This window comes from Bacteroidota bacterium (assembly GCA_030706565.1).
GTDB lineage: Bacteria > Bacteroidota > Bacteroidia > Bacteroidales > JAUZOH01 > JAUZOH01.
On the sequence record JAUZOH010000258.1, the window covers coordinates 1 to 5594 of the forward strand.

Below are 5594 nucleotides of genomic sequence, written 5' to 3' on the forward strand. Positions count from 1 at the left end.
ATTTGGGATCTGTGCTGAAAACCATAGAAAACCGTTATCATGTTAAACTGCTTTATGAAGAAAAAAACGTAAAAAATAAGTTTGTAACTTATGCCGATTGGCGTTTCAGGGACAATTTGGAGGCTACCCTTACAAATATATTGATGCCCCTTGATATGGTTTTCATGAAAAAAAACGATACCACCTATGCAGTCAATCAATTTGAATATTTTCGTAAACCTTTCGAAGAAGGGAAAAAACACCTTGACCGTCTGCTGGCAAGTTATCCCAACCTGCAGGCTTGGGAAAAGCGTAAAACAGTACTTCGGCAATGTATTCTCGAAAATATGAACCTTTGGCCAATTCCAAGGAAAACGCCATTAAATCCCGTTTATACACCAAAGCGCGTAATGAATGGATATACAGTTGAAAATGTCGCTATTGAGACATTGCCTGGAGTTTATCTCTGCGGTTCATTGTACCGTCCGTCAAAGGGGAAGGGCCCTTTCCCTGCTATGCTTTGTCCACATGGCCATTTTTATAATAAAGAAAACAACATGATTATGGATGAACGTGGCCGTTACCGGCCCGACCAGCAATACCGCTGTGCTATGCTTGCAAGAATGGGCGCTGTTGTGTTTAGTTATGATATGTTCGGCAATTATGGAGAATCTGTTCAGGTAGATAAAACGGATCACCGTACAGGTTTAGCCCTTACCATGCAAACCCTTAACAGCATGAGAGTGATTGATTTTCTTACTTCCCTGAAATATGTGGATACCAATCGTATTGGAGTTACAGCAGCTTCAGGCGGGGGAACGCAGACCATGATCATTACTGCTTTGGATGACAGAATTACTCTGAGTGTGCCGGTAGTGATGGTATCTTCACATTTCTTTGGCGGTTGTCCTTGCGAAAGTGGGCTGCCTATTCATTCGTGTACTGATTTGGGAACAAATAATGCTGAATTTGCGGCTATGGCAGCTCCCCGTCCACAACTGGTGATCTCTGATGGCGATGATTGGACACAGACTGTTCCTGTTATTGAGTTTCCCTATCTGCAAAAGGTATATGGCCTGTATAACAAACCAAATCAAGTTGAAAATGTACATTTGGCTTTGGAAGGCCATGATTATGGTATTTCAAAGAGAATGGCCATGTATGGGTTCGTCGCCCGTCATTTTAAATTGAATATTAATGCCGTAAAAGATAAAAATGGAAAAATAGATGAGTCCCAATGCACCATCGAAAAACACCAGGCAATGCAGGTTTTTAATAAAAATGGCGTAATTCAGCTTCCTGCAAATGCATTAAATGGGGCAGATGCTATCCGGAAAGTGCTGATTGCTTTACAGTAACTGATAAATTTTTTATTATGGAAAGAAGAGAATTTATAAATAAGACTTTGTTGGCGGGGCTTTCTGTTCCCATTTTAAACAATTCGGTTTTAAAAGCGGGTCCGGTATATGCCAACTCTTTGTCAACCCCGGGAAATAGAGGATTGATGAAATACCGTTTCGGAGTTAATTATACTCCATCAGAGTACTGGTGGTATTGCTGGAGTGATTTTAATGAAGACAGCATATCCAGGGACTTGGATGTTATTGCCAGCTTGTCTGTCGACCATATCCGTATCATGTTGATATGGACTTTTTTTCAGCCTGATCCCTCATGGGTCAGCCCTGTTCATTTGGAAAGGCTTGACCGGTTGTTGGCTCTGGCAGGACAAAGAAACCTTGATGTCTGTGTTTCCATGCTGGTAGGGCACCTGACGAATCAGAATTTTAAACAGGGATATGAAAATGGTTCATTCTTTTCGAATCCGGATATGTTAGAGGCTGAAAAACTTTATTTTACCGAGGTATCAAAAGTATGCACCAGGCATTCTAATTTTATGGGCTTCGATCTGGGAAATGAATTAAATTGTTGCTGGAGGGCCGAAAATTCAAATGAAGGCGATAAATGGTTCGGAATGATGATGGATATTTGTGAAAATCTTGCCCCTGCCTCTGTTCATGTAAACGGTGTCGATCATCAACCCTGGTTTCATTCTGCCACCTTCTCTCCATCCGTATTGGCGAAACGTCAGAAGATTATTGCCCTTCATGCCTGGATAAAATATACCGGTGCACTCGACCGTGGCGGAGCTTTGGGAAAGCAAAGTATTGACCTGGCTGCTGCAATGGCTGCACTTGCCCGTGCTTACGCAGGTGATCCACAAAAACCTGTCTGGATACAGGAATACGGTGCATCTGAGGAATGGATGAAAGTTGAGGAAATTCCTGTCTTTTGTGAGAAAGCTACTCTTTCTGCCATTAAATCAGGGGTAAATTGGTTTACCTGGTGGGCCAGCCATGATATTCGCCCTAAATTCAAGGTCAGTCCCTTAGAATATTCGTTGGGTTTGATTACAGTGGATAATAAAATCAAAGAACAGGGGAAAGTGTTTAAATCTATTGCAGAACATTATAGGGGAAAAAACGTGATGGCCCCTTCATCTCAGGAAAATTTTAAGCTGCCGCCTGCTGTGCATTCGGATCAAGCCACTTGGGAATGGCTTGAAAACTGGATAAATAAAAATACTTAAAAACCTGATCTATGAATAAATTTTGGTTTACATTCCTTTTTCTCCATATTTTCTTTTTTTCAGACCTATTGGCTCAGGTTTCACAATCGATAAACCTGGATGGCAAATGGGATTATGGCGAAGGACGGACTTACACAAAATCTGTTTTTGTACCTGGCATTGCCGGTGATCCTACGAAAATTAACGATTCGGCCATCTGGTATCGAAGAAAGGTCGTATTGCCGGGAGGGCATTGGAAATCAGCAATACTGAAGTTTTATGGGGCAAGATTTTGTCCCTCTGTGTATATTAATGGTAATTTGATTGGACAACAGAATGGAGGAATGGCCCCGCTTTCTTTCCTGCTAAAACACCCGGATATAAAACCTGGTAAGGTTATTACTTTGGAGGTGTCGCTTAAATCGTTAAACGATGTGAAGGTTACCGATCCTTCCTATATCCCGAAGGTTGACCATTGGCGGTCAAATATTTCATCTTATTTATGGGATGATGTCGTTTTGGAAACAAATGGGGGGGTAAGGATAAAGAGAGTCGTACCGTTTTCTTCAATAGCGAAAGATGAAGTCACTGTGCTTTGTGAAACCGAAAATTTCTTAAAAAAGTTACCTTCTGCCATGATCATGTGCGGGGAATTAATAGACAGCCGTGGTGAAACCGTGGCTTCTGCACAGGTGAAAGCCAATAATTCAACTATACATCTCACTATTCCTTTTCATGGAAAGGTCGGTCAGTGGTCGCCAGAACAGCCTGTTTTATATAAATTAAGGTTGACCTTAAAAGACAAAAAAGAAATTCTTGATACGAAAACGATATCTTATGGTCTTAAGGAATTTACAGTCAACAAATTAAGGTTTTACCTGAACGGACATCCTTATCAGGTCCGTGCAAACACAGTGGTATGGCATCGCTGGACACGGGATCATGAGGCCGAATCACTTGCCTGGGATACTGCCTGGTTTGTAAAGAATGTGATCAGAAACATGAAAGAACGTGGCGCAAATACTATTCGCTTTCATCTTGGCACTCCGCCTGAAAGAATATTGAATTTATGTGATCAGTATGGGTTGCTGGTCCAGTACGAATGGTGTTTTTTCCATGGCATGCCTTCAAATGTGAATGACCTTGAAGAACAATGGCGTCCTTGGCTTGACCGGGGAATTGTACACCCTTCTGTATCCCTTATACATCCTTATAACGAAACTGAAGGCGACCAGCTTAAAACAGCTTGGCTTGCACTTGATAAAATATTGCCGGATTATCCTTCATTGGTTGTGGAGGATAGAGATGTCGTTCATATTCATAAATACTGGTGGAGCTTATTTGAGAATGTAGGGATTTATTATGACGATGCTTCACAATTTCCTAAAGCCATAATGGTAGATGAATTTGGCGGCAATTATTTAAACGGGCAGCTTAAAACAGGAAGGGCAGCGACAATTAAGGAAAGCTTTTGGCGTTTCCTTGGCCCTGATCCAACTCCTGACCAGTTGCTTCAATTACATACTCTTTCAAATTCAAAAATTGCTGAATATTGGCGGAGGATTGGCGCTGCAGGCTTTGGGCCTTTCTGTTCCATAGGCAGCAGCCCGGATGGCGATCATTGGTTTTTGGGCGATATTAAAAATGGAAAACTAAAACCAGTCTGGAATGCAATGGCTGCAGCATGGTCGCCTGTTTCAGTCAGCCTTGATGTTTGGGACAGGGATTATATTCCAGGCCAGAAGGTTGAACTTCCCGTATATTTTTTCAATGATTCAAAAGAAGAAAAAATTATAAAAGCCGAGGTGGGAATTAAACAACTGCCTGACAAACAATTAGTGTCAGTTGTTGTGCCTGCTTACAGTAAAACCGTTAAAACAGTCAGCATAACTCTTCCAGATTCTGTTGGTGACTATACTTTCGAGGCTGACCTGAAAACTTTACCTGAAGAGGTTAAAGTTCCGGTGGTTTCTGCCTGGGATTTCCGGATTTTAAAAGCAAAAGTACCTGAGAAAGTCCTCAAGTCAAAAGTTCTGGTCTTTTCTGATGAAATGGAATTAAAAGATTTCCTCAGGGATCACAGGATTCCTTTCAGGGAATGTCAAAATATCAATCAGATAGCTCCTTCCGATAAATCGTTCGATATTATTCTGACTTCTTTAAAATCCTGGAAGAAAATCGAGAATGTCGATTCTGTCAGGCTATTTATTCAAGCTTCAGTGAAGGCAGGAAAAAGTGCGGTTATTCTCGATGCAGGGCCATGTTTTCTGGGACAGGGATATCCGGAAATTTCCGGTGACCTGGGACCTTTAACGGGTGTTGTTAAGAAACCTTATTCTAAGATAAAAAAGGTAGATTTATTCCCTGATGTAGCCGTTGAGTTTCGTGAAGTCGCCGAACCTGAAAGCTTTATTCATCCAACTACTGGTAACTGCCAGTTATGGAATAACTTAAAAACTGATTATGCCTGGATGTGGAACGGAATGAGGGGAGGGTTGGTTGTGCCTGCTACCGGCATGGAAATTGAAGCTCCTTCATCAGATGCTTTTATTAACCTTTGGAAAATCCGCGGAGCCGATGAAAAAATGATCATGGGCGGTACTGCCTATTTTGGATATGAGTTTGAAGGTTTTTATGATTTTTCCATATCTGGCAATGATCCTAAAGTGAAATCATCACTTTATCATAAAATCAAATTGATTGCCGAAGATGGACCATCCCTTGCAAAATCCATCAATTTGAATGCTCCGGTCAAAGTTGTTAACCTTTCGGAAAGGTATAATGAACTTTTAAAGCAAAATACCGGGATTAGTTATACTCCATTGGCTTGTTGTGGTAAAGGTTTGACACGTATTCCTTGCGGATTGGTTGATTTTGGAGGGAAGGGTGGAAAAGTAATTATTTCCCAGCTTTTAACTTCTGGACGGCTGGCTAAAGGTTATGGTCAGAATGGACTTTATGGAATCCGTTATGACGAATCAGCCGTGCAAATGGTAATAAATATGCTCAATATTGTTAAGTGATCAGAATTATCCTTCATTTTATAATG

At 41.2% G+C, this 5594-nt stretch carries 3 protein-coding genes; all 3 read left to right on the forward strand.

Annotated features, from left to right (window positions below; all coding sequences use genetic code 11):
- The first annotated feature begins 2 nt into the window (after window positions 1-2).
- From Q8907_12010 to Q8907_12020, 3 genes are read left to right on the forward strand one after another with little or no spacing between them, the layout of a single operon-like run.
- Complete coding sequence (locus tag Q8907_12010; GenBank protein MDP4274994.1) at window positions 3-1337, forward strand: acetylxylan esterase; 1335 nt, start codon at window positions 3-5, stop codon at window positions 1335-1337.
- A 17-nt stretch (window positions 1338-1354) separates the two neighbouring features.
- Window positions 1355-2566, forward strand: a complete 1212-nt coding sequence (locus tag Q8907_12015) for a hypothetical protein (protein ID MDP4274995.1) — start codon at window positions 1355-1357, stop codon at window positions 2564-2566.
- A gap of 11 nt (window positions 2567-2577) precedes the next feature.
- The gene (locus tag Q8907_12020; GenBank protein ID MDP4274996.1) at window positions 2578-5568 is read left to right on the forward strand and encodes a glycoside hydrolase; all 2991 of its coding nucleotides are present in this window, start codon (window positions 2578-2580) and stop codon (window positions 5566-5568) included.
- The last annotated feature ends 26 nt before the right edge of the window (window positions 5569-5594 follow it).

Coding starts and splice junctions, on each gene's coding strand:
- Q8907_12015 (MDP4274995.1), top strand. CDS start 1,355: ATGGAAAGAAGAGAATTTATAAATAAGACTTTGTTGGCGGGGCTTTCT.
- Q8907_12020 (MDP4274996.1), top strand. CDS start 2,578: ATGAATAAATTTTGGTTTACATTCCTTTTTCTCCATATTTTCTTTTTT.